A 23,597-nucleotide genomic window follows, 5' to 3' on the forward strand; every position below is an offset into this window, starting at 1 on the left:
CTTTTTCAACTTCCTTTTGGCTTCGATGAACTGAAGCAACTTGCTGTCGAGAACTTCGTAACTCATTGTTTATCAAGGAGTTTTCCGTTTCGACTGCGCCGGAAGTGGGGCGAATTATAGACAGATATAATTCGCCGTCAACATCTATTTCAGACTTATTCGGATTTGAGCGTAATTCGCGCAAATGCCTTCTTGCCCGCCTGGCAAACGTGAGTGGCGCCCAGCTCGTATATAAAGGTGCGATCAACCACCTCACCATCTATACGCACACCGCCGGACCCCAAAAGATCACGCGCGACCGCTGAATTCTTCACCAGGCCAGCTTTATTAAGCACAGCGGCAATCGGCATCGCCTCGGCAGCAGTCAGCTCAATCTCGGGCAGATCGTCAGGCAGCTCGCCATCTTTCATGCGATTACCTGCCGCACGGTGAGCGCTGGCCGCAGCCTCCTCACCATGGAAGCGCGCAACGATTTCTTCAGCCAGCTTAATCTTCACATCCCGAGGATTAGCGCCCGCCTCGACATCCGCACGCAGCGCATTGATTTCGTCCATCGAGCGGAAGCTCAACAACTCGAAGTAGCGCCACATCAGTGCATCCGGAATAGACACCAGCTTGCCGTACATCACACCCGGCGCTTCCTGGATACCGACATAGTTACCCAGGGACTTGGACATCTTCTTGACGCCATCCAAGCCCTCCAGCAATGGCATGGTCAGAATGCACTGAGCCTCCTGACCATAGGCGCGCTGCAATTCACGCCCCATCAGCAGGTTGAACTTCTGATCGGTGCCACCCAGCTCGACATCCGCACGCAGCGCCACCGAGTCGTACCCCTGAACCAGCGGATAAAGGAACTCATGGATGGCGATTGGCTGATTGGTCGAGTAGCGCTTGTCGAAGTCGTCGCGCTCAAGCATGCGCGCCACGGTGTACTGGGAAGTCAGGCGAATGAAATCTGCCGGCCCCATTTTGTCCATCCAGGTGGAGTTGAACGCCACCTCGGTCTTGGCTGGATCAAGGATCTTGAATACCTGGGTCTTATAGGTCTCGGCATTATCGAGCACCTGTTCGCGAGTCAGCGGCGGGCGCGTAGCGCTCTTGCCGCTCGGATCACCGATCATCCCAGTGAAGTCACCTATAAGGAAGATGACCTGATGGCCCAGCTCCTGGAACTGACGCAGCTTATTAATAAGCACGGTATGACCCAGGTGCAGATCCGGCGCAGTCGGATCAAAGCCAGCCTTGATACGCAGGGGTTGGCCACGCTTGAGTTTTTCGATCAGCTCGGACTCGACCAACAGTTCTTCCGCACCACGTTTTATCAGCGCTAGCTGCTCTTCAACCGACTTCATAACAGACCCGCAAGGCTCAGATTCAAAAGGGAACCAACCATACAAGATCAGGGACTAATTACAAGTTTTGCCCTGCGCACGGACACCGTTCAGCAAGCCCAGCGTTCGCGAGCTTGCGCCACAGATGATTTGGTTATATTTTATACAGTTATTTCATCTTCATCATGTCATTCATCTTTTCCATTTCATCTTCAAAGTCAAAATTACTTATGACCACTGAACCGTCTAAAGCGCCGCCGCTTTACCCGAAGACCCACCTGCTCGCCGCAAGTGGTATCGCCGCCCTTCTCAGCCTGGCACTGCTGGTATTCCCTTCCAGTGACGTTGAAGCCAAACGAACATCCCTGAGCCTTGATCTGGAAAGCCCAGTTGAACAACTGACACAAGATCAAGACGCTTCCGACGCTCAACAAGCCACAAACACTGCAACTGAATCACCTTTCGCCCAGATCGAAAGCACACCCGAAGACACCCAGCAAGCCGCCCAGGAAGCACCTGCAGCAGCCAAGAGTCCCCAGCATCGCGAAGTCATCGTGGGCAAAGGCGACACACTCTCGACCCTGTTCGAAAAAGTTGGGTTGCCTGCCGCCGCTGTAAATGACGTGCTCGCCAGCGATAAGCAAGCCAAGCAATTCACTCAGCTCAAACGTGGTCAAAAGCTTGAATTTGAGCTGACGCCAGACGGCCAGTTGAACAACCTGCACACCAGCATCAGTGACCTGGAAAGCATCAGCCTGAGCAAAGGCGCCAAAGGCTTCGCATTCAACAGAATCACCACCAAACCCGTCATGCGTTCCGCCTACGTACATGGCGTGATCAACAGCTCCCTGTCGCAGTCGGCCGCGCGTGCGGGCCTGTCGCATAGCATGACCATGGACATGGCCAGCGTATTTGGCTACGACATCGACTTCGCCCAGGACATCCGTCAAGGCGACGAATTCGACGTGATCTACGAACAGAAAGTAGCCAACGGAAAAGTGGTCGGCACTGGCAACATTCTTTCTGCACGCTTCACAAACCGTGGCAAAACCTACACCGCCGTGCGCTACACCAACAAACAAGGCAACAGCAGCTACTACACGGCTGATGGCAACAGCATGCGCAAGGCCTTCATCCGTACACCCGTTGACTTTGCCCGTATTAGCTCGCGTTTCTCCATGGGCCGCAAGCATCCAATTCTGAACAAAATTCGCGCACACAAGGGCGTCGACTATGCCGCGCCGCGTGGCACGCCAATCAAGGCGGCGGGCGACGGCAAGGTCTTGTTGGCGGGGCGCCGTGGTGGTTACGGCAATACGGTGATCATTCAGCACGGCAACACTTACCGTACGCTGTATGGTCACATGCAAGGGTTCGCCAAGGGCGTCAAGACAGGCGGCAACGTGAAACAGGGCCAAGTGATCGGCTACATCGGTACCACCGGCCTCTCCACCGGCCCGCACTTGCACTACGAGTTCCAGGTCAACGGCGTACACGTCGACCCATTGGGCCAGAAGCTGCCGATGGCCGACCCGATTGCCAAGGCCGAACGCGCGCGCTTCATGCAACAGAGCCAGCCGCTGATGGCACGGATGGATCAAGAGCGCTCCACCTTGCTGGCTTCGGCGAAGCGTTAAGGTATGCCGCTCTATATCGGCGTGATGTCCGGGACCAGCCTCGACGGCCTGGATATCGCCCTAATCGAACAAGGCGCGGCGATCAATCTGATCGCCACCCGCTATATCCCAATGCCTGACGCCTTGCGCACAGAACTGCTGAGCCTATGCGCCAGTGGTCCGGATGAAATCGCCCGCTCGGCAATTGCCCAGCAGCAGTGGGTAACGCTTGCGGCTCAAGGCATCCACTCCTTGCTGGATCAACAGAACCTCAAGCCTCAGGACATTCGGGCGATTGGCAGCCATGGCCAGACGATTCGCCATGAACCCGCCCGAGGTTTTACTGTTCAAGTCGGCAACCCTGCCCTCCTCACCGAACTCACAGGCATCACCGTCGTCAGCGATTTCCGCAGCCGCGATGTCGCTGCCGGCGGCCAAGGCGCTCCTTTGGTTCCTGCCTTTCATGAAGCCTTGTTCGGCGAGCAGACGGGCAATCGCGCGGTATTGAATATCGGCGGGTTCAGCAACCTCAGCCTGATCGAGACGGGCAAGCCTGTCGCCGGTTTCGACTGCGGCCCAGGGAACGTGCTGCTCGATGCCTGGATTCACCTGCAGCGCGGCGAACACTTTGATCGGGACGGGCAATGGGCGGCCAGCGGAAAGGTACAGCCCCAGTTGCTCACCACGTTGCTCAGCGATCCGTTTTTCTTGACCAAGGGCCCGAAAAGCACGGGCCGAGAGGTGTTCAACCTGGCCTGGCTGCAGCAGCACCTTGGCCGCTTGCCCGCCTTTGAACCCCAAGACGTGCAGGCCACCCTGCTGGAGCTGACGGCCCTGACCATCGTCGAGTCCCTGCAAAGCGCCCAGACTGACACAACAACCTTGCTGATCTGTGGCGGCGGCGCCCATAACGGGGCACTGATGAGCCGGCTGACCGCGCTGCTGCCTTCCACCCATGTCAGCACTACAGCGGCCTACGGCGTAGATCCTGACTGGGTAGAGGCAATGGCCTTCGCCTGGCTGGCCCATTGCTGCCTTGAAGGCATTGCCGCCAATCGCCCCAGCGTCACTGGCGCACGTGGGCTTCGAGTGCTTGGCGCGATCTACCCCGCCTGAACCCCAGACAGCAAAACGCCGCTTGGCCCCTAAAAGCCAAGCGGCGTTTTTGTATCTGCTATCGATCAGATCGAGAACGAAGACCCGCAACCACACGTCGTGGTGGCATTAGGGTTCTTGATCACGAAGCGCGAGCCTTCCAGACCTTCCTGATAATCCACCTCGGCACCCGCCAGGTATTGGAAGCTCATCGGATCCACGACCAGGCTCACACCCTCGCGCTCAACGATAGTGTCGTCATCGGCCACATCTTCATCGAAGGTAAAACCGTACTGAAACCCTGAACAACCGCCGCCCGTAACGAATACGCGCAGCTTCAAGCGATCATTACCCTCTTCATCGACCAGGCTCTTCACCTTGTGCGCAGCACCGTGGGTGAATTGCAAAGCCGTGGGGGTGAAGGATTCAACGCTCATGCTGATAATCTCCCGGCGTAGCGCCGCCATATGCGTAATGGCCGGTATTATCCGCTTCTCCTAGAAAAGCGGTCAACTATTGTTACGGTATATCAATCTGCCCAGCGGCCATTAAAAATGCAAAAGGCCCGATCAACGGGCCTTTCGCGCAACGGTAAGCCCGCGTTAAGGCAACATCCCCGCGTGGGACAGGCCCAACTTCTCGTCCAGGCCGAACAGGATGTTCATGTTCTGCACCGCCTGGCCCGACGCGCCCTTGACCAAGTTGTCGATCACCGACAACACCACCACCAGGTCGCCATCCTGCGGACGATGCACCGCAATACGGCACACATTGGCGCCACGCACGCTGCGCGTTTCCGGATGGCTACCGGCCGGCATCACATCGACGAACGGCTCATTGGCATAACGCTTTTCAAACAGCGCCTGCAGGTCTACCGAGCGATCGGTGACGGTCGCATACAGTGTGGAGTGAATCCCGCGGATCATCGGCGTCAGGTGCGGCACGAAGGTCAGCCCCACATCCTGGCCGGCAGCGCGACGCAAGCCCTGGCGGATTTCCGGCAAGTGCCGATGACCTTTTACCGCATAGGCTTTCATGCTTTCCGACGTTTCGGAGTACAGAGAACCTACCGCCGCACCACGGCCCGCACCACTGACGCCCGACTTGCAGTCGGCGATCAGGCGCGACACATCCGCCAAGCCCGCTTCCAGCAATGGCAGGAAACCCAATTGCGTGGCTGTCGGATAGCAACCCGGCACCGCAATCAGGCGTGCTTGCTTGATTTGCTCGCGGTTGACCTCCGGCAAGCCGTAAACCGCCTCTTCCAACAGTTGCGGCGCACCATGGGGCTGGCCGTACCATTTGGCCCACTCATCGGCGTCTTGCAGACGGAAGTCTGCCGACAAGTCGATAACCTTCGTACCGGCCGCCAGCAACTCACCGGCCAGAGCATGGGCGACACCGTGAGGCGTGGCGAAGAACACCACGTCGCAGGCACCCAGGGTCTTAGTGTCCGGCACACTGAACGCCAGGCCGTCATAGTGGCCTCGCAAGTTGGGGTACATATCGGCCACGGCCAGCCCGGCTTCGGATCGGGAAGTGATAACCACCACCTCAGCTTGCGGATGCTGAGCCAACAGACGCAGCAATTCGACACCGGTGTAACCCGTGCCGCCGACGATACCGACCTTGACCATAAACCTGCCCTCAACGAACCCACTGGAAAGCCGTCGATAATAGGGGCCGTATCGTCCTGCGACAACCGTCAACGTGACGTACGGGCGCAGGAGCCACTACTATCTTCGCTACCGTGAACCTGGGAATAACTAAAATGCTCTATCTATGGGTCAAAGCCTTCCACATCGTCAGCATCGTTTGCTGGTTTGCCGGGCTGTTCTACCTGCCGCGCCTGTTCGTCTACCACGCCCAAAGCGAAGACACCGTCAGCAAGGAACGTTTCAGCATCATGGAGCGCAAGTTGTACCGGGGCATCATGGGCCCGGCGATGGTTGCCACACTGGTCTTCGGCATCTGGATGCTGGCCCTCAACCCCGGCATTTTCCAGTCGGGCGCCTGGATCCACGCCAAGCTGACCCTGGTCGTCCTGCTGATTGGCTACCATCACATGTGCGGCGCACAGGTAAAGCGCTTCGCCCGTGGCGAAAACACCCGCAGCCATGTCTTTTATCGCTGGTTCAATGAAGTCCCGGTTCTGATATTGCTGGCTATCGTAATTTTGGTCGTGGTCAAACCGTTCTAACTTCAATTACTCGGGGAACCTCCAATGTCGCTGCCCGCTCTGCTGGAACAACGTCTGCGCCTGCCCGTGGTGGCCGCGCCGATGTTTCTGATCTCCAATCCGCAACTGGTCCTGGCCTGCTGCCGCAACGGGGTAGTTGGCAGTTTCCCGGCGCTCAACCAACGCGAAAGCAGTGGCTTCAAGGCCTGGTTGGAAGAAATCGAAGCGGGCTTGGCGCAGCTGGACAACCCTGCGCCCTATGCCGTGAACCTGATCGTGCATAACAGCAATCCACGGCTGGAGGCCGACCTGGCGATTTGTGTCGAACACAAGGTGCCCATCGTCATCACCAGCCTCGGTGCGGTAAAGGAATTGGTAGATGCCGTTCACAGCTACGGCGGCCTGGTATTTCATGACGTCACCACCCGACGCCATGCCGAGAAAGCCGCTGAAGCGGGCGTCGACGGCCTCATTGCCGTAGCCGCTGGCGCAGGTGGCCACGCTGGCACCTGGAGCCCCTTTTCACTGATTGCCGAAATTCGCCAGTTCTTCGACAAAACCCTGCTGCTGGCGGGCTGCCTTAACCATGGGCACGAAATCCTCGCCGCCCAGGTGCTGGGGGCAGACCTCGCTTATTTCGGCACGCGCTTTATCGGCACCGCCGAAAGCCAGGCACCGGATGCCTATAAGGAGATGCTGCTCACATCGCGCGCCGCCGACATCGTGCACACTCCAGCAGTCTCCGGCGTACCTGCAAGCTTCATGCGCCAGAGCCTGGAAAATGCCGGTTTTGACCTTGCTGCGCTTCAAGGCAAAGGTGAAGTCAACTTCGGTTCCAAGCTCAAGCCATTGAGCGATGAAGCCAAAGCGTGGAAAACTGTATGGTCTGCTGGCCAAGGCGTCGGTGAGATCAATGATGTACCCACTGTGGATGAGCTCATAGCGCGCCTGGATGCCGAATACCGCAAAGCACGCGAGCACGCCGCGCAACTGCGCTGGCCACGCTGACACATTGCCGGGCCTGCCAACTGGACAGGCCTGCATACTCTCCCTGATTAAGTGACAAGGATGCCCGCATGAGCGACAGCCGTTTCAAGATTGTGTTTGACGGAGCCTTGCGCCCAGGTGTCGAAAGCACCACCGCTAAGCTGAACCTCGCCGAGTTATTCAAAAGCGATGTTGAAGCGATCGAAAAGCTCTTCACCGGCCGCCCCGTCGCGCTCAAGCGCGACCTGTCCCACCCCGACGCGCAAACTTACCTCACGGCACTGCACAACGCCGGGGTCGACGCTCGCATCGAGGCCGAACAACCTGTGGCATTCAGCCTGGCAGAAACCCACGAAACAAGCTCGTCAACCGCTGACCGCGCCGCCGCCTCACCTTATGCTCCCCCACGCGCTGCCGTTGGCGACGACCTGCCGGAGTTCGCAACCCTCAAGGTCTTCACCATCCACGGGCGCATCGGGCGCCTGCGCTACCTGGCCTGGACGCTGGCACTGACCGTCGCGATGTTGGTGGCAGCGGGCATCATCAGTACGGTGGGCTTCGCGGTGGCGACAGCCTCGCCAACCATCGCCATCATTATTGGCTCACTGCTGGGTTTCGCGCTGTTTGTGGCACTGGTAGTGGTGAGCGTGCAAATCGGCGTGCAGCGCCTGCATGACCTGGGCTGGTCTGGCTGGCTGTACCTGCTCAACCTGGTTCCGCTGGTGAACAGTGTGTTCCCTCTGCTGTTGCTGGTATTGCCGGGCAACACGGGCGCCAACCAATACGGCGCGCCACCACCGCGCAACTCTACTGCGGTGAAAATCCTGGCCTCGCTGTGGCTGGCGTTCATTCCTTTGATGCTCATCATCGTTGTTACCCTGGGCATGAACGGCTACCTGGACCAGCTTGAAGCCAACATGGACAGCAGCTACGAAAGCAGCTCCATCACCTCCGATGCAGACGCCGATCAAAGCGTTATCGTTGATGAAGCCGCAGCGCAAAGTGCTGACGATGCAGCCGAACCTGTAGACTCTCCAGAACAGTGAAGAAACGCCCGCCGCCTGTGACGCACTGTCATGGGCCGGCGGCGTTGCGATGGAGAAAGGCATGACCCGTTACGCTCTGATCACCGGCGCCTCCAGCGGCATCGGCCTGGCATTGGCCGAAGCCTTGGCACGGCGCGGCCGCAGCTTGATTCTGGTGGCCCGCCAGCGTGATCAGTTGGAAAGCATTGCATTGGAATTGACCCAACGCTTCGGCGTCGAGGTGCTGTTTCGTGCCTGTGACCTGGGCGAACCGCTGCGTTTGTCCGGCTTTTTGCTGGAACTCGAAGAGGGTGAGCGGCAGATCGACCTGCTGGTCAACTGCGCCGGCATCGGCACCAGCGGGCCGTTCCTGGCCCAGGACTGGATGACCGAGCAGGACCTCATCGAAGTCAACATCCTGGCCCTGACCCGCATGTGCCACGCACTCGGCAATGCCATGGCCCTGCATGGCGGTGGGCAAATCCTCAACGTTGCTTCCGTCGCCGCCTTCCAGCCCGGGCCGTGGATGAGCAGCTACTACGCCAGCAAAGCCTACGTGCTGCACTTCTCCGAAGGGTTGCGCGAAGAATTGAAGACCTGCGGCATCAAGGTGTCAGTGCTGTGCCCCGGCCCTACGCGCACCGCATTCTTCGGCACTGCACAGATGGATACGGCGAAACTCGACCGCAGCCAGCAACTGATGAGCCCGGAAGAAGTCGCGCTCTACACCGTACGCGCACTGGAAAAGAACAAAGCCATCATCATTCCCGGGCGCCGCAACCGTTGGCTGACGTTCAGCCCACGCCTGAGCCCGCGCTGGCTGACCCGCAAAATTGCCGGCGCCATCAACAAGGCCTATTGCCCACGCTGACGGCCTGGGTACACTCACCTAACTTTCACGATGGAGAAACGGCTGTGGATACTCTGTTCACCAAGATCATCAACAGAGAAATACCGGCGAAGATCATCTATGAAGATGACCAAGTCCTGGCTTTTCACGATATCGCCCCGCAGGCGCCAGTGCATTTCCTGGTTATCCCGAAAAAGCCCATTCGTACCCTCAACGACTTGACCGAAGACGATAAGGCGCTGGCCGGCCATATCCTGTTCACCGCCCAGCGCCTGGCCGTGGAACAAGGCTGCGAAAAAGGCTTTCGCGTGGTGATGAACTGCAATGAAGACGGCGGGCAAACCGTTTACCACATTCATATGCACGTGCTGGGTCAGCGCCAGATGAACTGGCCGCCGGGCTGAGTGCACAGGGGCAAATTGACTCAGCACAAACGCTGGACGCTCTCTTGCGGTAAACTGGCCGCCGAGATTCTTCCCGGAGGTCAGCATGACTACCCAACGTCACTACTCGCCGATTGACCGTCTGTTGCTGCAAGCCGACATGGCCATGCGCACCCTGCTGCCGTTCAGCGGCCAGCCCTACCGTCCATCGCCCGCCATCGTGCAGCCAGATGTACAGCTAAGCGAGACCGACACTCGACACGTCGCTGGCCTGATGCGCATCAACCATACCGGTGAAGTCTGTGCCCAGGCGTTGTACCAGGGCCAGGCGCTGACCGCCAAATTGCCGCAGGTACGCACGGCGATGGAGCATGCGGCCGAGGAAGAGATCGACCACCTGGCCTGGTGCGAACAACGCATCCGCCAGTTGGGCAGCCATCCCAGCGTGCTCAACCCACTGTTTTATGGCTTGTCGTTTGGTATCGGCGCGGCTGCCGGGCTGATCAGCGACAAAGTCAGCCTGGGGTTTGTGGCCGCGACAGAACATCAGGTGTGCAAGCACCTGGATGAACACCTGGAGCAACTACCGGCCGAAGACGAAAAGTCCCGGGCCATTCTTGAGCAGATGCGCATCGACGAAGAACACCATGCAGAAAGCGCGCTGGACGCGGGAGGCTTCCGCTTTCCAGCCCCGGTACGGTTCGGCATGAGCCTGTTGGCCAAGGTCATGACCAAAAGCACCTATCGAATCTGAACCGAAAAAAAGGGCGCCCAAAGCGCCCTTTCTTTTGCCTGCTGCAATCAACCCAGCTCGATGATTTCGTAGTCGTGGGTAATGACCACGCCCGCCGCCCCCAGCATGATCGATGCTGAGCAGTACTTCTCGGCCGACAGCTCGATGGCACGCTTGACCTGGGCTTCTTTCAGCGCCCGGCCCTTGACCACGAAATGCATATGGATCTTGGTAAAAACCTTGGGGTCTTCAGTGGCGCGTTCGGCTTCCAGGAAGGCTTCACAGCTTTCCACGGCCTGGCGCGACTTCTTCAAGATGCTGACCACGTCAAAATTGCTGCAACCGCCCACACCCAGCAGCAACATTTCCATCGGGCGTACACCCAGGTTACGCCCGCCGGCTTCCGGCGGACCGTCCATGACCACCACGTGGCCGCTGCCCGACTCACCGAGGAACATGGCTTCGCCCGCCCATTGGATGCGTGCCTTCATCGCCCAGACTCCACTGCTAAAAAAGGGTCGCCAGCTTAGCACAGGGCTTTGAAACAGCAGCGCCCTGCATAAATTCGATAAATGACAGCGTTTGCCCGGTAAATTGGCTAATCGTGACAGAAGGTGTCTGGTAAGCTGGCGCCAAATGAATGGCGCATTGCCATGACTTGTACAGCGTCTATCAATGAGATGCCGCTGGATAAAAACAACGCCCACTACACCGCGCAGTCTTTTCGGGATACAACCATGGTTGCTCTTACTCCCACACCCAAGATCAAGAACCTCGACAAGCTGCTGTTGCATTGCCAGCGCCGGCGTCATCCGGCCAAGCACAACATCATCTGCGCCGGCGAGCGTTCAGAAACCCTGTTCTTCATTATCAAGGGCTCGGTCACCATCCTGATCGAGGATGAAGATGGCCGTGAGATGATCATTGCCTACCTCAACACCGGGGATTTCTTCGGGGAGCTGGGCCTGTTTGAACAAGCAGGCAAAGAGCAGGAACGCAGCGCTTGGGTAAGGACCAAAGTTGAATGCGAAGTGGCCGAGATCAGCTATTCGAAATTTCGCGAACTGGCCCAGCATGATCCGGATATCTTGTATGCCCTGAGCGGACAGATCGCCCAGCGCCTGCGTGACACCACGCGCAAAGTCGGCGATCTGGCGTTCTTTGATGTCACCGGTCGCGTCGCTCGCTGCCTGCTGGAGCTATGCAAGCAACCCGATGCCATGACCCATCCCGACGGCATGCAGATCAAAGTCACGCGCCAAGAGATCGGACGTATTGTCGGGTGTTCGCGGGAAATGGTCGGCCGCGTGCTCAAGGACTTGGAAGAACGCAACCTGGTGCACGTCAAAGGCAAGACGATGGTGGTGTTCGGTACCCGTTAAACCGGCAGGAAGCCAGCCAGCATCTGCCGGTACAAGATGTCGAGCCGACTGATCGCATCCGGTGCGGGAAACGCTTCGTGCAGTGCGATATGGCTATCGGCGCGAACCCGCTGCTCCAAGCCGCAGGCTTGATTGAAGCGGTTGACCGCCGCAATCAATTCCTCACGATCATTTTCCAGCAACATCGCCCCATGCACCAACCCGACCGGGCGGCCACCGCTTTGCCGCCAACGCTGGGCAGTGCCCACCATTTTGCGGCCATTGAGGTTGACGTTGTAACGGCCGTCGCAAAAGGCACCGTCAATTTCGCCGACGGACGCATCGCCGCCCAACTCGATCAACAGATCACAGATCGGTTGGCACAAGCGCCGATAGCCGGTTTCGATACGCCCCTGGTCGCCTTCACTGCGCGGCGGGGCATAGACCAGGGCGATATTGACCGTGGCGCCGGACTGCGGCACCGGCTCACCGCCGGTTTCACGCAGCAATACCGGCCAACCCGCATCGGCCGAGACCTGGCTCGCCGCCTCGAATGCCGGCAACCGGCTCAAACGGCGCGGCATGACCAGCGCTTGGTCACTGGGCTGCCAGAACAGCAATCCGAACTCTTGCTCCCCCGCGCAAACGGCTGCCAATAGGTCTTGCTCGGCGGCAAGGCCTGCTTCGACAGTCATGATCACGGGCTGGAGCATCGAACACCTACCTGAATAAACACAAAACCTAATGTGGGAGCTGGCTTGCCTGCTCCCACAGTTTCGAGCGTATTTCAAATCAATCCAACGTCGAACCGCTGATCGTCGTACCGCGCTCCGGGAAGAACAAACGCTGCAACTCCGCCCCCGGGTTCTCGGCGCGCATAAAGGTCTCGCCTACCAGGAACGAGTACACGCCGCTGATTTCCATCAACTCCACATCGGCGCGGTTGACGATGCCACTTTCGGTAATCACCAGACGATCGCGAGGGATACGCGGCAGCAGGTCGAGGGTGGTTTCCAGACTGACGTCGAAGGTATGCAGGTTACGGTTGTTGACGCCCACCAGCGGAGTATCGAGGGTCTTCAATGCGCGCTCCAGCTCGTCGCCGTCGTGCACTTCAACCAACACATCCAGGCCGACGCTTTTGGCCACGGCCGCCAGCTCGGCCATCTTCACGTCATCCAGCGCGGAAACGATCAGCAGCACACAGTCAGCGCCCAGGGCACGCGCTTCAACGATCTGGTAAGGGTCAACCATGAAATCCTTGCGAATCACCGGCAACTTGCACGCAGCGCGCGCCTGTTGCAGGAACAGGTCGGAACCCTGGAAGTAGTCGATATCGGTCAGCACAGACAGGCAGGTCGCCCCACCCTTCTCATAACTGGCGGCGATTTCAGCAGGTACAAAGTGTTCGCGAATCACCCCTTTGCTCGGCGAAGCCTTTTTGACCTCGGCGATCACGGCCGGCTGCTTGAGCTTGGCCTGAGCGATCAAGGCATTGGCAAAGCCGCGTGGCGCCTCGGCGCTTTTAGCCTGCGCTTCCAACTCGGCCAGGCTCACACGGGCGCGGCGCTCGGCCACTTCTTCAGCCTTGCGGGCCAGGATCTTTTCCAGAACGGTTGGCACACTCATCCTTCATTCTCCATCTTGAATACGGCGGTGAATGCTCCCAGCTCTTCGAGCTTCTCACGAGCCAGGCCGGTGTGCAGCGCATCGTGGGCCAAGGCGACACCTTCCTTGAGACTATAGGCGTGGTCGGCGGCGTAAAGGGCTGCGCCAGCATTGAGCACAATCATTTCCGCAGCTTTCTGACCGTTTTCGGTCTTGCGACGCCCCAGGGCATCACGAATCAGCTCCAACGAAGCCGCCGGGCTTTCCACCGCCAGGCCGTGCAGGCTCTGGCTTTTCATACCCAGGTCTTCGGGCTCGACCCAATATTCGGTGACCTCGTCGTTCTTGAGCTCCGCCACAAAGGTCGGCGCCGCCAGGCTGAATTCGTCGAGGCCATCCTTGGAATGCACCACCAGCACATGCTTGCTGCCCAAGCGCTGCAAGACTTCGGCCAACGGCCGGCACAGCGCCTGGCTGAACACACCCACCACTTGGTGCTTCACACCGGCCGGATTCGTAAGCGGGCCGAGCATGTTGAACAGGGTACGCAGGCCAAGGTCCTTGCGCGGGCCGGCAGCGTGCTTCATCGCGCCGTGATGGGACTGGGCAAACATGAAGCCAATGCCAACGCTGTCAATGCAGCGCGCTACTTGCACCGGCGTGAGGTTCAGGTAAATACCGGCCGCTTCCAGCAAGTCGGCACTGCCGCTCTTGCCAGACACTGCCCGGTTACCGTGCTTGGCGACGGTGCAACCAGCGGCGGCCACCACGAAGGATGAGGCGGTCGACACGTTGAAAATATTCGCACCGTCACCACCAGTACCCACCACATCGACCACGCCGTCGAGGGTCTTGAGTTCGACCTTGTCCGCCAGCTCACGCATCACCGACACCGCACCGACGATTTCGTCGATGCTTTCGCTCTTCATGCGCATCGCCATCATAAAAGCGCCGATCTGAGCATCGGTGCATTGACCGGTCATGATCTCGCGCATCACATCGCTCATTTCCGCGGTGCTCAGGTCCAGATGGCCGACGATACGGCTCAGGGCAGTCTTGATATCCATGAAAAGTCCTTAGCGCGTGCCGCCGCTCTGCTTGAGAAAGTTGGCGAACAGCTCGTAGCCCTGCTCGGTCAGGATTGATTCAGGGTGAAATTGCACCCCTTCGATGTTCAGTGTCTTGTGGCGCAGGCCCATGATCTCGTCGACCGAGCCGTCTTCCAATTGGGTCCAGGCGGTCAGCTCCAGGCATTCGGGCAAGGTTTCACGCTTGACCACCAGTGAGTGGTAACGGGTCACGGTCACCGGCAGGTTCAGGCCATGGAACACACCCAGGTCGCGATGGAACACCGGGCTGGTCTTGCCGTGCATAACCTCGCGCGCGCGCACCACATCACCGCCAAACGCCTGGCCGATCGACTGGTGCCCCAGGCAGACGCCCAGGATCGGCAGTTTGCCGGCGAAGTACTGGATAGCTTCCAGAGAGATGCCCGCCTCGGTGGGCGTGCACGGGCCAGGTGAGACGACGATGCGCTCGGGGTTCAACGCGGCGATTTCGGCAACGCTGAGTTCATCGTTGCGCACCACCTTGACCTCGGCACCCAGCTCGCCCAGGTACTGCACAACGTTGTAGGTAAAGGAGTCGTAGTTATCAATCATCAGCAACATGTGGGTTCAAACCTCTTGAATTCACTGATTTCAAATGACCGCCTTCCAAGCGTGTGACCCGCTGCCAGACGCACGTTCCGGTTGCCAGGGTGAGTTGGCAAGGGGCGTCAGACAACGGGTGAAGAAGGCAAATCGGTACAGGTCCGGCCAGGCCGGCAGAGAAAAATGTCAGGCGCGCCAACGCCAACGGGCGTGTGCCTTGACTACTCGCATCAAGAGTTTGCTGATGATCAACACGGGGAGGGTCTCATTCATACGTTCAGGCACAGTAACGTAGGCTCGCCAGCGGTGCAATATGGAGCCGCAAATACGGGGATGCAACGTAGGCAGATTCCGGATTTCCCTACAGAAAATGCCAGAAATTTTGCTAGTGTTTCACTTCCGACATAAAAACAACCCAATGGAATCTTGCATGCTCAGACCAGCGTTTTTCGCGCCCCTTGCCGGCTGCCTCCTGTCATTGGCCTGCGCCCAGGCGTTCGCAGCCCCGTCACCTTATTCAACCATGGTGGTTTTCGGCGACAGCCTGGCGGATGCAGGCCAGTTCCCCGACGGTTCGGCCGGCGCCACATTGCGCTTTACCAACCGCACCGGGCCGACCTTCCAGGGTGAGTACGGCCTAGTCTCATCGACCCTGCTGGGCGCGAAACTGGGCGTCGCCCCCAACGACCTGAATGCCTCCACCTCACCGGTCCGCGCAGCCCAGGGTTTGCCAGACGGAAACAACTGGGCAGTGGGTGGCTACCGTACCGACAATATCCTCGACTCTATTACCTCAGTCTCTGATGCTGCGATTCCCCCAGGCAACCCCGGGGCCGGCACTGTGTTGCGCAGCCGGCAGGGCTATCTGCCGGCCAATGGTGGGAGAGCCGACCCGAACGCGCTCTACTTCCTTTCCGGTGGTGGCAATGACTTCCTGCAAGGCCGGGTCCTCAGCCCCGCTCAAGCGGTCGCCGCCGGTGGCAGGCTGGCGGACAGCGCCCAGGCTCTGCAACAAGCCGGCGCTCGTTACATCATGGTATGGATGCTACCCGACCTGGGGCTGACGCCGGCCATCAACGGCACCCCACAGCAAGCAGCGACCTCGGCCCTGAGCAGTATTTTCAACCAGTCCCTGGTACAGCGCCTGTCACAAGTGGATGCGCAGGTTATCCCGCTGAACATCCCGCTGTTGTTGAACGAGGCTTTCGTCGATCCGGCCCGCTTCGGCCTCGCCACCGGGCAGAACCTGACCGGCACCTGCTTCAGCGGTAACAGTTGCACCGCCAACCCAACCTATGGCATCGGCGGCACCAACCCGGACCCAACCAAGCTGATCTACAACGACTCGGTCCACCCTACCGTGGCCGGGCAACGCTTGATTGCCGACTACGCCTATTCGCTACTCGCCGCGCCGTGGGAACTGACCTTGCTGCCGGAAATGGCCCAAGGCACATTGCGGGCGCATCAAGACGAGTTGCGCAACCAATGGCAAGCAGACAACGGCAGTTGGCAAGCCGTCGGCCAATGGCGCGCCATAGTGGCCGGTGGCGGCCAACGCCTGGATTTCGATGATCAGAGCAGCTCGGCCAGTGGCGACGGCAGCGGCTACAACCTGAATATCGGTGGCAGCTACCGGCTCGATGAGAGCTGGCGCGTGGGTGTTGCCGCCGGCCTGTATCGGCAGACACTCGAAGCCGGTGCCAATGATTCGGACTACAAGCTCAACAGCTATATGGGCACGGCATTCGCTCAGTATCAGCAGAACCACTGGTGGGCCGATGCCGCATTGACCGGCGGCAAGCTGGACTTTGACAGCCTCAAACGCAAGTTTGCCCTGGGTGTCAGCGAAGGCTCGGAGAAAGGTGACACCGATGGCTGGCTCTGGGCCCTGAGCGGCCGCGTGGGGTATGACATCGCCGCACCGGGCAGCGACTGGCACCTGTCGCCATTCATCAGCGCCGATTACGCGCGGGTTGAAGTCAATGGCTACTCGGAAAAAAGCAGCCGCTCCACCGCTCTGACCTTTGATGATCAACAACGCGACTCCAAGCGCCTGGGCGTCGGCCTGCAAGGCAGTTACCGCATCACGCCGCAAACCCAGGTCTTTGGCGAAGTGGCCCACGAGCATGAGTTTGAAAATGACACCCAGAAGGTGAACATTTCGCTCAACAGCGTGCAGGGGATCGACTTCAAACTGGACGGGTATACGCCTCGCAGTAACTCTGACCGCTTGAGCCTGGGTGTCAGCCACAAGCTGACTCAGGACCTGGCGTTGCGGGCGGCGTATAACGTGAGGAGGGATGACAACTTGACCCAGCAAGGCATCAATGTCGGAGTCAGTCTGGATTTCTAAATACTGCGCAAAATAAATGTGGGAGCTGGCTTGCCTGCGATAGCGGTGGATCAGTCACTGAATAGCTCAAGTGACACACCGCCATCGCGGGCAAGCCCGCTCCCACATTTTTTATTCCAGCTTTAGTCTTGTGGGGTTTGCTCTGCCAACGCCACGGCACGGAACATCGCCCGGCGCTTGTTCAGGGTTTCTTCCCATTCAAGGGCCGGCACCGAGTCCGCCACAATCCCGCCACCGGCCTGCACATGCAGTTCGCCATCCTTGATCACCGCCGTGCGGATCGCAATGGCGGTGTCCATATTGCCGTTCCAGGCGAAATACCCGACGGCGCCACCATAGACACCACGCTTGACCGGCTCCAGCTCGTCGATGATTTCCATCGCACGGATCTTCGGCGCCCCCGACAAGGTGCCCGCCGGCAAAATCGCCCGCAGGGCGTCCATCGCCGTCAGCCCGGCTTTCAGTTCGCCGGTGACGTTGGACACGATATGCATCACATTGGAATACCGCTCGATGACCATCTTCTCAGTCAGTTTCACCGAGCCGATTTCCGAGACACGCCCGGTGTCGTTGCGCCCCAGGTCGATCAACATCAGGTGTTCGGCGATTTCCTTTTCGTCGCTGAGCAGGTCTTCTTCCAGCGCCACGTCGGCCTCTTCAGTCGCGCCACGGGGGCGCGTGCCGGCAATCGGGCGCACGGTGATCAGGTTGTCTTCAACCCGCACCAGCACTTCCGGCGAACTGCCCACGACGTGGAAGTCGCCAAAATTGAAGAAGTACATATACGGCGTCGGGTTGAAGCAACGCAGTGCGCGGTACAGGTCAATCGGCGCCGCCTTGAAGTCGATGGACATGCGTTGCGACGGCACCACTTGCATGCAGTCACCGGCGAGGATGTATTCCTTGATGGTATCGACGGCGCGCTCGTAGTCATCCTGGGTAAAGCTTGAGCGGAACACCGGGTCGGCCGCCGGGGGGCGGCTGAGGTCCAGGCCGCGACGCGGGGTGATCGGCTGGCGGAGTTTTTCCAGCAGCGCTTCCAGGTTGGCCTGGCCTTGTTCGAAGGCATCAGCCTGGGCAGGATCGGCGAGGACAATCGCATGCATCTTGCCGGCGAGGTTGTCGAACACCACTACCGCGTCGGACACCATCAGCAAAATATCCGGCACGCCCAGCGGGTCCGGGTTCGGGCATTTGCCCAGGCGCTTCTCTACATAGCGCACGCAGTCATAGCCGAAGTATCCCACCAGCCCGCCATTGAAACGCGGCAGGCCAGCAATGGTCGGCACGTTGTAGCGCGCCTTGAAGGCTTCGACAAACGCCAGCGGGTCTTCTACGTCATGGCTTTCGATCTCTACGCCGTCATGAGTGATGCTCACATGATGGTCGTGTACCCGCAGCACCGTGCGGCATGGCAGGCCAATGATCGAGTAACGGCCCCACTTCTCCCCGCCCTGTACCGACTCGAGCAGGTAAGAGTTGGGCTCGTCGGCCAGCTTCAGGTAGATCGACAGCGGCGTATCGAAGTCGGCCAGGGTTTCGCAAGCCATGGGGATACGGTTATAGCCGGCAGCGGCTAAACGCAGGAATTCTTCGCGGGTCATGAGGTGCCTCGTGGTGTGAGGGTCAAACAGTCAGGTAGGCAAACGTGCCGCACACGCGGCCAGGATCAGTCAGGCGCGCCAACGCCAGCGGGCCAGGGCCTTGATGACTTTCATCCAGAGTTTGCGAGTGACCACCACGATGGAATTTCCAGAAGGGGACGAATCAATATCGGGCAACGTTATCTCAGCGCCAGCGCCCAAGCAACCGGGGATTAGCAGTCGCAGGTCATCAATCACCAGCGCAGGGGACTCCTCCGCAATCGGCCGGCCATGGTTGTAACCATAACTCAAGGCCACGCACTGCACGCCCGCCGCTTTCGCCGCCAGCACATCACTGCGCGAATCGCCGACAAACAGCGATTGAGACGCCGGGATATTGGCCATTTTCATCACGAAAAACAGGGCCGCCGGGTCGGGCTTTTTCTGCGGCAAGGTATCGCCGCCGATGATCCAGCGGAAGTAGCGACCGATTTTCATCTGGTCCAACAACGGCGCAACGAAGCGCTCCGGCTTGTTGGTGATCAGGGCCATTTCCACGCCCTGCTTGCTCAACCACTTGAGGGTGTCGCGCACGCCGGGGTAAACCACGGTCAGCTCGTGGCTGCTTTCATAAGCGGCATTGAACAGTTCCAAGGCATGTTCTGCCTCGACCTCATCCACACCCGTGGCATCGATGTTGTTGGCCAAGGCCCGGCGCACCAACATCGGGGCGCCATTGCCAACCCATTCGCGCACCGACTCGATCCCCGCCGGCTTGCGCCCCAGCTTGAGCAGCATCTGGTCCACCGCGGCTGCCAGGTCGGGCACCGAGTCGATCAAGGTACCGTCCAGATCGAACATCACCAGCCGTGGCAATTTGCCGGGGAACAACTGCTCAAAACCGCTCATGGACGCGCCAGCGCCAGTTCGGCACGCATCTTGTCGATGACAGCCTGGTAGTCCGGGGCGTTGAAGATCGCCGAGCCGGCCACGAAAGTATCGGCACCCGCTGCGGCGATCTCACGGATATTGTTGACGTTGACCCCGCCGTCGATCTCCAGGCGGATGTCACGCCCCGACGCGTCGATCAGCGCACGTGCCTCACGCAGCTTGTTCAAGGTGCCAGGGATGAACTTCTGCCCGCCGAAACCTGGGTTGACGCTCATCAGCAAGACCATGTCGACCTTGTCCATCACGTACTCAAGCACGCTCAGCGGAGTAGCCGGGTTGAATACCAGGCCCGCCTTGCAGCCGCCTTCGCGGATCAGTTGCAAGGTACGGTCAACGTGCAACGTGGCTTCCGGGTGGAAGGTGATGTAAGTCGCACCCGCCTCGATGAAGTCACCGACGATACGGTCCACGGGGCTGACCATCAGGTGCGCATCAATCGGCGCGGTGATGCCGTACTTGCGCAATGCGGCGCACACCATCGGGCCGATGGTCAGGTTGGGTACGTAGTGGTTGTCCATGACATCGAAGTGCACGAAGTCGGCACCAGCGGCCAACACCTTGTCCACTTCCTCACCCAGGCGGGCGAAGTCGGCAGAGAGAATCGATGGAGCAATGACGAAGGGCTGCATGACGCACCTTTTTTGAGCTAAATCACGATGGCGCGCATTGTATACCTCATGCTTTGCTGCGCGCACCGTGACCTATCTCAACGGTTAGTAAGCTGCCCGGTAGATTTTTTCGATATCGGCGGCACTGAGCTTGCGCGGGTTGTTGCGCATCAAGCGCTCAATACCTGCGGCTTCACTGGCCATGGCCGGGATGGCGTCCTCGGGCACGCCGAAACTGCGCAGGCCGGACGGGATCTCCACCGCCGCACACAGCCGCGTCATCGCCGCTACAGCCTGGTCGGCAGCGTCATTCACACTCAGCCCGGCGATATTGACGCCCATGGCCTGGGCAATGTCCTGCATGCGCTCGACGCAGGCCAATTTGTTCCAGTGCATCACATACGGCAACAACAGCGCGTTGCTTACGCCATGGGCAATGTTGAAGCGCCCACCCAACGGGTACGCCAGAGCATGCACGGCACCGACGCCCGCGTTGCCAAAGGCCATGCCGGCCATCAGGCTGGCGGTGGCCATGTCGTCACGGGCCTGCAGGTTCGCCGGGTTGGCGTAAGCCTTGGGCAACGCGCTGGCAATCAATTTGATCGCACCGATAGCCAAGGCGTCGGTAATCGGCGAAGCATTCAGCGACAGGTAGGATTCGATGGCGTGCACCAAGGCGTCCACGCCACTGGCGGCCGTGACACCGCGTGGGCAGGTCAAGGTCATTTGCGGGCTGATCAGCGCGACATCCGGCAGCAGGTAATCGCTGACAATGCCTTTTTTCAGCTGTGCCGCCTTGTCGGACAGTATCGCCACATTGGTCACCTCCGAGCCGGTGCCCGCCGTGGTGGGGATGGCGATCAACGGCGGGCCTTTGCGCGGCACCTGATCAACGCCGAACAGGTCCGCCAGCGCGCCGTGATAACCGGCATAGGCCGCCACGCTCTTGGCGATGTCGATAGCACTGCCGCCGCCCACACCGATCAGGCCGTCATGCCCGCCTTCGCGGTACGCACGCATGCAGTCTTCGACGATGGCAATTTCCGGATCGGGCAGCACGCGGTCGAAAATTTCGTAGGCTCGATCACCCAGATGCTCCAAGGCCAGCGCTACGGTGCCGGACTGGACCAGCGCGGCGTCGGTGACGATCAGCGGGTTATCCACATCCAGGCGCGTGAGCTCGGCAGCCAGTTGTTCGATGGCACCTGCGCCGGTCAGCAGTTTGTGGGCGATCTTAAATGAGGATGTACTCATGTGCGCGGCCTCTTATGAAGGGTGGGCTGGCACAAGAATAGCTGCCCCTGGCGTGTTGTCTGCCATTCATTGGTTGAATGGTCGCGCCGCGCCCATCAAGGCAGCTAACAAACCGCCGATAGCCTGTTGGTAACGAGAACCGCCCCTCATCCCCCTGACAAATACCGACCAACCCATTAGGCTGCTGGAATCACTTCTGGCCGGGAATCAACGATGCTTTTTATTCACCGTTCGGCACTGCCAGCACTGTGCCTGTCACTCCTGTTTACCAGCGTCTTGCCTGTTCAGGCCGAGGATGCACCCTCGCCTGCCGTCGAAAAACCGGCTGAACGCCAGCCCTTGCCCGAGCGTAGCCAGCAAGAAGCCAGTGCGCTCGAACGGCAGGTGCCGCAGCAGGAGCAACAGCAATTGCAGGCGGGTAGCGATTCGTTCCTGGCGCTGTGGAAACCTGCCAACAGCGCCGAAGCCGAGGGTGTGGTGATCCTCATACCAGGTGCTGGGGAGAACGCGGACTGGCCGCAGGCCATCGCGCCTCTGCGGCGCAAGTTGCCTGACGCCGCCTGGGGCACCCTCAGCCTGTCATTGCCTGACGTCAATGTAGACACCCTGCCGCCACGGGTCATCGAACCGCCGACAGCGGCGGTCGATACCAGCAGCAAGGAAGGCAGCACCGCTGCCAAGCCGGTCGAACAGGCCGCCAGCGCCGAGGCCGAAGGCACTGACCCGGCGGTGGTGCCGGGGGCGGATGAGCAGGACAAGACCGACGCCAAGCGCATCTTCGACCGTATCGACGCCGCCGTCGCCTTCGCCCAGACCCAAAGCGCCCGCAGCGTGGTGTTGCTCGGCCATGGCACCGGCGCCTGGTGGGCAGCCCGCTACCTGAGCGAGAAACAACCTTCTCAAGTGCAGAGGTTGGTGATGGTAGCCGGCAAGACGCCTGCGGCTCGCCAACCGGACCTGCAACAACTGGCGCCGGCCTTGAAGGTGCCCACAGCGGATGTGTTCTATCAAGAGGGCGCTCAGGATCGCAAAAACGCTCAGGAACGACTTCAGACGGCCAAGCGCTCGAAGAATGACGGCTATAAGCAGGTGTCGCTCACAGCGTTGCCCGGTAATAGCGCCGCGCAGCAAGAGCAGTTGTACCGCAGGGTTCGCGGGTGGTTGAGCCCGCAGGGCGGCGCAGACTGACAGGGCAACATCGCTCCTACAGGGTATTAGGGCTTGCCCCTTCCACAGGGAGTTGAATGGCGATGGCCTCAGCGAAAATCCCGCCGCTCGCGAATCAACGCATAGGCGTTATGCAATTCACGGGTTCGTTCGGTCGCCTCCCGCACTTGCGCGGGGCTGGCACCCGTGCCGGCGATCTTGTCCGGATGGTGGCGGCTGAGCAGTCGACGGTAGGCGCGCTTGATCACCGAAGGCTCAGTGGTTGCCGTCACCCCCAGGATACGCAACGCCTCCTGATAGGCACCGCCACGATTGGCCAATGGCTTGCGCTCCGGCGCGTAATCGCTCGCCAATGCCTGTAGCTGTTGCGGCGTCCAGCCCAACCACTTGCCCCACTGGTCGATCAGGTCGCGCTCGGCAGCATCCGCTCGACCGTCCGCCCACGCCATGCGCCAACAGGCGCGCAGCACGCCTTCCGCCGCATGGGGCTGCGCCTTGAGCACCCGCAGGTAACTGCGTACCCGGTCGCTGCCGGACTTGCCACGGTTGAAGGCGCTGATCGCCCGGCGCTGGGCCGGCTCAGTCATGTCCAGTGCACGCATTTCCTGGCGCGCTTGCTGGATATGCCCATCGACTACCCGGCCGTTACTCTTGGCCAAGCGCCCCAGCAGCACAAACAACAGTTCATCGTTGCGCAAGGCCGGGCGCCCACCCAGGCGCTCACGCAACTGCGCCCAACTGTGCAGTTGCAGGCGCCGATCCAGCGCCTGCCCCAGCAATGCCCCCAACAAAGCCCCCGGAATACTGGCAATGGCAAAGCCAACCCCGGCGCCGATCAGCGTCCCTGGCCACAACATC

General features: G+C 59.9%; 24 protein-coding genes. 11 read left to right on the forward strand and 13 right to left on the reverse strand.

The window, feature by feature from the left end:
- Positions 1-155: 155 nt before the first annotated feature.
- Entirely contained in the window at positions 156-1,355 is a 1,200-nt protein-coding gene (gene tyrS / locus QK296_RS09815; RefSeq protein WP_003194666.1) for a tyrosine--tRNA ligase, read from the reverse strand.
- A 209-nt stretch (positions 1,356-1,564) separates the two neighbouring features.
- Between tyrS and QK296_RS09820 the strand changes: the two genes are divergently transcribed.
- Both QK296_RS09820 and QK296_RS09825 read left to right on the forward strand, forming a co-directional pair.
- The gene (locus tag QK296_RS09820; protein ID WP_034133885.1) at positions 1,565-2,971 is read left to right on the forward strand and encodes a peptidoglycan DD-metalloendopeptidase family protein; all 1,407 of its coding nucleotides are present in this window, start codon (positions 1,565-1,567) and stop codon (positions 2,969-2,971) included.
- Positions 2,972-2,974: 3 nt separating this feature from the next.
- Positions 2,975-4,066 carry an anhydro-N-acetylmuramic acid kinase gene (locus QK296_RS09825; RefSeq protein ID WP_282390866.1) on the forward strand — a complete coding sequence of 364 codons (1,092 nt, stop codon included), beginning with the start codon at positions 2,975-2,977 and terminating at the stop codon, positions 4,064-4,066.
- A 65-nt stretch (positions 4,067-4,131) separates the two neighbouring features.
- Here QK296_RS09825 and erpA read toward each other — a convergent pair whose 3' ends face one another.
- Positions 4,132-4,482: an iron-sulfur cluster insertion protein ErpA gene (gene erpA / locus QK296_RS09830; RefSeq protein ID WP_003176443.1), complete on the reverse strand. Its 351-nt coding sequence runs from the start codon at positions 4,480-4,482 to the stop codon at positions 4,132-4,134.
- 165 nt (positions 4,483-4,647) lie between these two features.
- On the reverse strand, positions 4,648-5,682 hold the full coding sequence (gene argC, locus QK296_RS09835; protein ID WP_003194672.1) for an N-acetyl-gamma-glutamyl-phosphate reductase: 1,035 nt from the start codon (positions 5,680-5,682) through the stop codon (positions 4,648-4,650).
- A gap of 134 nt (positions 5,683-5,816) precedes the next feature.
- Here argC and hemJ point away from each other — a divergent pair, with 134 nt between their 5' ends.
- From hemJ to coq7, 6 genes are all read left to right on the forward strand, one after another.
- Positions 5,817-6,245: a protoporphyrinogen oxidase HemJ gene (gene hemJ / locus QK296_RS09840; protein WP_003194674.1), complete on the forward strand. Its 429-nt coding sequence runs from the start codon at positions 5,817-5,819 to the stop codon at positions 6,243-6,245.
- 24 nt (positions 6,246-6,269) lie between these two features.
- On the forward strand, positions 6,270-7,232 hold the full coding sequence (locus tag QK296_RS09845; RefSeq protein ID WP_120247562.1) for a nitronate monooxygenase family protein: 963 nt from the start codon (positions 6,270-6,272) through the stop codon (positions 7,230-7,232).
- Between the two features lie 68 nt (positions 7,233-7,300).
- On the forward strand, positions 7,301-8,257 hold the full coding sequence (locus QK296_RS09850) for a DUF805 domain-containing protein (RefSeq protein WP_034133889.1): 957 nt from the start codon (positions 7,301-7,303) through the stop codon (positions 8,255-8,257).
- 61 nt (positions 8,258-8,318) lie between these two features.
- Positions 8,319-9,107, forward strand: a complete 789-nt coding sequence (locus QK296_RS09855; protein ID WP_003194680.1) for an SDR family oxidoreductase — start codon at positions 8,319-8,321, stop codon at positions 9,105-9,107.
- Positions 9,108-9,151: 44 nt separating this feature from the next.
- A complete protein-coding gene (locus QK296_RS09860) occupies positions 9,152-9,490 on the forward strand; it encodes a histidine triad nucleotide-binding protein (protein WP_003194682.1) in 339 nt (112 codons plus the stop codon).
- An 85-nt stretch (positions 9,491-9,575) separates the two neighbouring features.
- The gene (gene coq7 / locus QK296_RS09865) at positions 9,576-10,223 is read left to right on the forward strand and encodes a 2-polyprenyl-3-methyl-6-methoxy-1,4-benzoquinone monooxygenase (RefSeq protein ID WP_003194684.1); all 648 of its coding nucleotides are present in this window, start codon (positions 9,576-9,578) and stop codon (positions 10,221-10,223) included.
- A 47-nt stretch (positions 10,224-10,270) separates the two neighbouring features.
- On the opposite strand, the gene QK296_RS09870 is transcribed toward coq7, so the two are convergent.
- Positions 10,271-10,693, reverse strand: a complete 423-nt coding sequence (locus tag QK296_RS09870) for an OsmC family protein (RefSeq protein ID WP_003194686.1) — start codon at positions 10,691-10,693, stop codon at positions 10,271-10,273.
- Positions 10,694-10,939: 246 nt separating this feature from the next.
- Between QK296_RS09870 and crp the strand changes: the two genes are divergently transcribed.
- Positions 10,940-11,584, forward strand: a complete 645-nt coding sequence (gene crp / locus QK296_RS09875) for a cAMP-activated global transcriptional regulator CRP (RefSeq protein WP_003194688.1) — start codon at positions 10,940-10,942, stop codon at positions 11,582-11,584.
- Here the strand turns inward: crp and QK296_RS09880 are convergent.
- The 4 genes from QK296_RS09880 to QK296_RS09895 all read right to left on the reverse strand — a co-directional run bounded on the left by QK296_RS09880 (position 11,581) and on the right by QK296_RS09895 (position 14,841).
- On the reverse strand, positions 11,581-12,276 hold the full coding sequence (locus tag QK296_RS09880) for a lipoate--protein ligase family protein (RefSeq protein WP_003194690.1): 696 nt from the start codon (positions 12,274-12,276) through the stop codon (positions 11,581-11,583). The genes crp and QK296_RS09880 overlap by 4 nt on opposite strands.
- Positions 12,277-12,355: 79 nt before the next feature.
- Positions 12,356-13,192, reverse strand: coding sequence for an indole-3-glycerol phosphate synthase TrpC (trpC, locus tag QK296_RS09885; RefSeq protein WP_094773859.1), 837 nt, complete (start codon positions 13,190-13,192; stop codon positions 12,356-12,358).
- Positions 13,189-14,238, reverse strand: a complete 1,050-nt coding sequence (trpD, locus tag QK296_RS09890) for an anthranilate phosphoribosyltransferase (RefSeq protein ID WP_003194694.1) — start codon at positions 14,236-14,238, stop codon at positions 13,189-13,191. Before trpD ends, trpC begins: the two co-directional genes overlap by 4 nt.
- A 9-nt stretch (positions 14,239-14,247) precedes the next feature.
- Positions 14,248-14,841, reverse strand: a complete 594-nt coding sequence (locus QK296_RS09895) for an aminodeoxychorismate/anthranilate synthase component II (RefSeq protein WP_003194696.1) — start codon at positions 14,839-14,841, stop codon at positions 14,248-14,250.
- Positions 14,842-15,253: 412 nt separating this feature from the next.
- Here QK296_RS09895 and estP point away from each other — a divergent pair, with 412 nt between their 5' ends.
- The gene (gene estP, locus QK296_RS09900) at positions 15,254-17,176 is read left to right on the forward strand and encodes an esterase EstP (RefSeq protein WP_094773860.1); all 1,923 of its coding nucleotides are present in this window, start codon (positions 15,254-15,256) and stop codon (positions 17,174-17,176) included.
- 122 nt (positions 17,177-17,298) lie between these two features.
- Here the strand turns inward: estP and trpE are convergent, their stop codons facing one another.
- From trpE to QK296_RS09920, 4 genes are all read right to left on the reverse strand, one after another.
- Positions 17,299-18,780: an anthranilate synthase component I gene (gene trpE, locus QK296_RS09905; protein ID WP_003194700.1), complete on the reverse strand. Its 1,482-nt coding sequence runs from the start codon at positions 18,778-18,780 to the stop codon at positions 17,299-17,301.
- 69 nt (positions 18,781-18,849) lie between these two features.
- Positions 18,850-19,668, reverse strand: coding sequence for a phosphoglycolate phosphatase (locus tag QK296_RS09910; protein WP_003194702.1), 819 nt, complete (start codon positions 19,666-19,668; stop codon positions 18,850-18,852).
- Positions 19,665-20,339 carry a ribulose-phosphate 3-epimerase gene (gene rpe, locus QK296_RS09915; protein WP_003194703.1) on the reverse strand — a complete coding sequence of 225 codons (675 nt, stop codon included), beginning with the start codon at positions 20,337-20,339 and terminating at the stop codon, positions 19,665-19,667. The genes QK296_RS09910 and rpe overlap by 4 nt, the downstream gene beginning before the upstream one ends.
- A gap of 84 nt (positions 20,340-20,423) precedes the next feature.
- Complete coding sequence (locus QK296_RS09920) at positions 20,424-21,572, reverse strand: iron-containing alcohol dehydrogenase (RefSeq protein ID WP_003194705.1); 1,149 nt, start codon at positions 21,570-21,572, stop codon at positions 20,424-20,426.
- 213 nt (positions 21,573-21,785) lie between these two features.
- Between QK296_RS09920 and QK296_RS09925 the strand changes: the two genes are divergently transcribed.
- Positions 21,786-22,760 (forward strand): alpha/beta hydrolase family protein, encoded by a 975-nt coding sequence (locus QK296_RS09925; protein ID WP_003194707.1) that lies wholly within the window; start codon positions 21,786-21,788, stop codon positions 22,758-22,760.
- A 68-nt stretch (positions 22,761-22,828) separates the two neighbouring features.
- Here the strand turns inward: QK296_RS09925 and QK296_RS09930 are convergent, their stop codons facing one another.
- A complete protein-coding gene (locus tag QK296_RS09930) occupies positions 22,829-23,596 on the reverse strand; it encodes a TerB family tellurite resistance protein (protein WP_282390867.1) in 768 nt (255 codons plus the stop codon).
- Position 23,597 lies beyond the last annotated feature (1 nt).

The sequence above is a fragment of the Pseudomonas sp. AL10 genome (genome assembly GCF_029960685.1).
Lineage (GTDB): Bacteria > Pseudomonadota > Gammaproteobacteria > Pseudomonadales > Pseudomonadaceae > Aquipseudomonas > Aquipseudomonas lactis.

Excerpts from the sequence above, each read along its gene's own strand:
- tyrS (WP_003194666.1), bottom strand. The coding sequence starts at position 1,355 with ATGAAGTCGGTTGAAGAGCAGCTAGCGCTGATAAAACGTGGTGCGGAA.
- QK296_RS09820 (WP_034133885.1), top strand. The coding sequence starts at position 1,565 with ATGACCACTGAACCGTCTAAAGCGCCGCCGCTTTACCCGAAGACCCAC.
- QK296_RS09825 (WP_282390866.1), top strand. The coding sequence starts at position 2,975 with ATGCCGCTCTATATCGGCGTGATGTCCGGGACCAGCCTCGACGGCCTG.
- erpA (WP_003176443.1), bottom strand. The coding sequence starts at position 4,482 with ATGAGCGTTGAATCCTTCACCCCCACGGCTTTGCAATTCACCCACGGT.
- argC (WP_003194672.1), bottom strand. The coding sequence starts at position 5,682 with ATGGTCAAGGTCGGTATCGTCGGCGGCACGGGTTACACCGGTGTCGAA.
- hemJ (WP_003194674.1), top strand. The coding sequence starts at position 5,817 with ATGCTCTATCTATGGGTCAAAGCCTTCCACATCGTCAGCATCGTTTGC.
- QK296_RS09845 (WP_120247562.1), top strand. The coding sequence starts at position 6,270 with ATGTCGCTGCCCGCTCTGCTGGAACAACGTCTGCGCCTGCCCGTGGTG.
- QK296_RS09850 (WP_034133889.1), top strand. The coding sequence starts at position 7,301 with ATGAGCGACAGCCGTTTCAAGATTGTGTTTGACGGAGCCTTGCGCCCA.
- QK296_RS09855 (WP_003194680.1), top strand. The coding sequence starts at position 8,319 with ATGACCCGTTACGCTCTGATCACCGGCGCCTCCAGCGGCATCGGCCTG.
- coq7 (WP_003194684.1), top strand. The coding sequence starts at position 9,576 with ATGACTACCCAACGTCACTACTCGCCGATTGACCGTCTGTTGCTGCAA.
- QK296_RS09870 (WP_003194686.1), bottom strand. The coding sequence starts at position 10,693 with ATGAAGGCACGCATCCAATGGGCGGGCGAAGCCATGTTCCTCGGTGAG.
- crp (WP_003194688.1), top strand. The coding sequence starts at position 10,940 with ATGGTTGCTCTTACTCCCACACCCAAGATCAAGAACCTCGACAAGCTG.
- QK296_RS09880 (WP_003194690.1), bottom strand. The coding sequence starts at position 12,276 with ATGCTCCAGCCCGTGATCATGACTGTCGAAGCAGGCCTTGCCGCCGAG.
- trpC (WP_094773859.1), bottom strand. The coding sequence starts at position 13,192 with ATGAGTGTGCCAACCGTTCTGGAAAAGATCCTGGCCCGCAAGGCTGAA.
- trpD (WP_003194694.1), bottom strand. The coding sequence starts at position 14,238 with ATGGATATCAAGACTGCCCTGAGCCGTATCGTCGGCCATCTGGACCTG.
- QK296_RS09895 (WP_003194696.1), bottom strand. The coding sequence starts at position 14,841 with ATGTTGCTGATGATTGATAACTACGACTCCTTTACCTACAACGTTGTG.
- estP (WP_094773860.1), top strand. The coding sequence starts at position 15,254 with ATGCTCAGACCAGCGTTTTTCGCGCCCCTTGCCGGCTGCCTCCTGTCA.
- trpE (WP_003194700.1), bottom strand. The coding sequence starts at position 18,780 with ATGACCCGCGAAGAATTCCTGCGTTTAGCCGCTGCCGGCTATAACCGT.
- QK296_RS09910 (WP_003194702.1), bottom strand. The coding sequence starts at position 19,668 with ATGAGCGGTTTTGAGCAGTTGTTCCCCGGCAAATTGCCACGGCTGGTG.
- rpe (WP_003194703.1), bottom strand. The coding sequence starts at position 20,339 with ATGCAGCCCTTCGTCATTGCTCCATCGATTCTCTCTGCCGACTTCGCC.
- QK296_RS09920 (WP_003194705.1), bottom strand. The coding sequence starts at position 21,572 with ATGAGTACATCCTCATTTAAGATCGCCCACAAACTGCTGACCGGCGCA.
- QK296_RS09925 (WP_003194707.1), top strand. The coding sequence starts at position 21,786 with ATGCTTTTTATTCACCGTTCGGCACTGCCAGCACTGTGCCTGTCACTC.
- QK296_RS09930 (WP_282390867.1), bottom strand. The coding sequence starts at position 23,596 with ATGTTGTGGCCAGGGACGCTGATCGGCGCCGGGGTTGGCTTTGCCATT.